Source organism: Caulobacter sp. GW456-12-1-14-TSB4 (assembly GCF_059424195.1).
On sequence record NZ_JBWKZF010000073.1, the window covers coordinates 1 to 2,117 of the forward strand.

Genomic DNA, 2,117 nt, shown 5'->3' on the forward strand with positions numbered 1-2,117 from the left:
CCCCCTGCCCCTCCCCATCGAGGGGAGGGGAATTCTCAGCTCAACAGCACCGCCGGCGAACACGCGTGCCAGCACAGCCACACGGTCTCGCCCAGCTTGAAGTCCTCTTGGTCCCAGCGGGTCAGGTTCGAGCGCTGGACCTTGATCCGGCGGCCGCCGGCGATCTCCACTTCGTACGTGGACGACCCGCCCAGATAGGCCTCGTGCTTGATGACACCCGCGATGGCGTTGGTCCCTTGCGGGCAGTCGCCGAGGTTGGGCGGCGTGTCGCCTTCCTTCTTGTGCAGCTCGATCTTCTCGGGACGGATCGCCGCCCAGACCTTGCCGCCGCGTGCGCCGGTGACCCCGTGGTCCAGGAAGATGTCGACCGGGAGGTCGGGCGAGCGGATCACCGCGTGGCTGGGCTCGTCAACGGCCAGCACGCCCTCGAACAGGTTCACGCTGCCGATGAAGTCGGCCACGAACCGGCTGTTGGGGAACTCGTAGAGGTCGTTGGGCGAGGCCACCTGCTGCAGCAGGCCCTTGCTCATCACCGCGCAGCGGGTGGCCAGGGCCAGGGCCTCGTCCTGGTCGTGGGTGACCATGATGAAGGTGATGCCGACCTTCTCCTGCAGGGTGCACAGCTCGGTGCGCATCTGCTCGCGCAGCTTGGCGTCCAGGGCCGACAGCGGCTCGTCCAGCAGCAGCACGCGGGGACGTTTCACCAGCGCCCGGGCCAGGGCCACGCGCTGGCGCTGACCGCCCGACAGCTGGTCGGGCTTGCGGCCGCCATAGCCGCCCAGCTGCACCAGCTCCAGGGCCTCCTCGACGCGGCGGTCGCGCTCGGCCTTGCTGACCTTGTCGACCACCAGGCCGTAGGCGACGTTGTCGGCCACGGTCATGTGCGGGAACACGGCGTAGGACTGGAACACCATGTTCACCGGCCGCTTGTTGGGCGGCACGTTGGAGATGTCCTGGCCGTCGATCAGGATACGGCCCTCGGTGGGCGTCTCGAAGCCGGCCAGCATCCGCAGCAGGGTGGTCTTGCCGCAGCCCGACGGCCCCAGCAGGGCGAAGAACTCGCCCTCCTCGACGGTCAGCGAGACGTTGTCGACCGCCGCCAGCTTGCCGAAGCGCTTGGTGACGTTCTCGAAGGTGATGATCGGCTTGCTCATTTAGCGTCCCCCGCCCCGTGGCCAGCCGTGGCCGCCGGGTCCCCCTGCAGTTTCAGCGCCGCCGCGGTCAGCAGCACGGTCAGCACGATCAGCACCGTCGAGGCCGCATTGACCTCCGGCGTCACCGAGAAGCGGACCATCGAATAGACCTTCACCGGGAAGGTCACCGTGTCCGGCCCCGCGGTGAAGAAGGTGATGACGAAGTCGTCCAGGCTCAGCGTGAAGGCCAAGAGCGCCCCGGCCACCAGAGACGGGGCCATGTGCGGCAGGATCACGTCCTTGATGGTGCGGAACTCGCCGGCCCCCAGGTCGCGGGCGGCCTCCTCCATCTCGCGGTTGAAACTGGCCATGCGGGCGCGCACCACCACCGCCACGAACGGGAACGAGAACGACACGTGGGCGATGATGATCGCCCCCAGGTTCAGCGGCCAGGCCAGGCCCTGCGGCCACGGCATGACCCGGGCGAAGAACACCAGCATGGCCACGCCCATGCAGATCTCGGGCACCACGATCGGCAGGGCCAGGGCCCCGTCCAGGACCGTCTTGCCGGGGAAGCGGAAGCGCCAGAGGACCAGCGCCGCCGAGGCCCCGAGGATCAGGCTCAGCACGGTCGAGACCGCCGCGATGGTCAGGCTGTTGCCGAACGCTTCCAAGAGCGCCGAGTCGTTGAACAGCTTGTCGTAATATTTGAGCGTGAAGCCCTTCCAGACGATGTTGCGCCGGCTGTCGTTGAAGCTGAACGCCATCAGGGCGATCAGCGGCGCGTAGAGGAAGATCGCCACGGCCGCCAGCCAGGCCTGCATCTGCCAGCGGCGGACATATTCGAGGGGACCGGGGGGAGATTTCTTGGTCATGCGAGCACCTCCCCCTTACCCCTTTGATGGGGGAAGGGTCGGGGATGGGGGTGACAGCGCGTCAGGACTTGGCGCGAGCTGAACCGCCGTATCACCCCCACCCTACCCT

The 2,117-nt window shown here is 67.7% G+C and carries 2 protein-coding genes; both read right to left on the minus strand.

What is annotated here, in order from left to right; translation table 11 throughout:
* Positions 1-35: 35 nt before the first annotated feature.
* Positions 36-1,154, minus strand: coding sequence for an ABC transporter ATP-binding protein (locus AC07YH_RS26680; RefSeq protein ID WP_494749907.1), 1,119 nt, complete (start codon positions 1,152-1,154; stop codon positions 36-38).
* On the minus strand, positions 1,151-2,008 hold the full coding sequence (locus AC07YH_RS26685; RefSeq protein WP_494749908.1) for an ABC transporter permease: 858 nt from the start codon (positions 2,006-2,008) through the stop codon (positions 1,151-1,153). The genes AC07YH_RS26680 and AC07YH_RS26685 overlap by 4 nt, the downstream gene beginning before the upstream one ends.
* Positions 2,009-2,117: the final 109 nt, after the last annotated feature.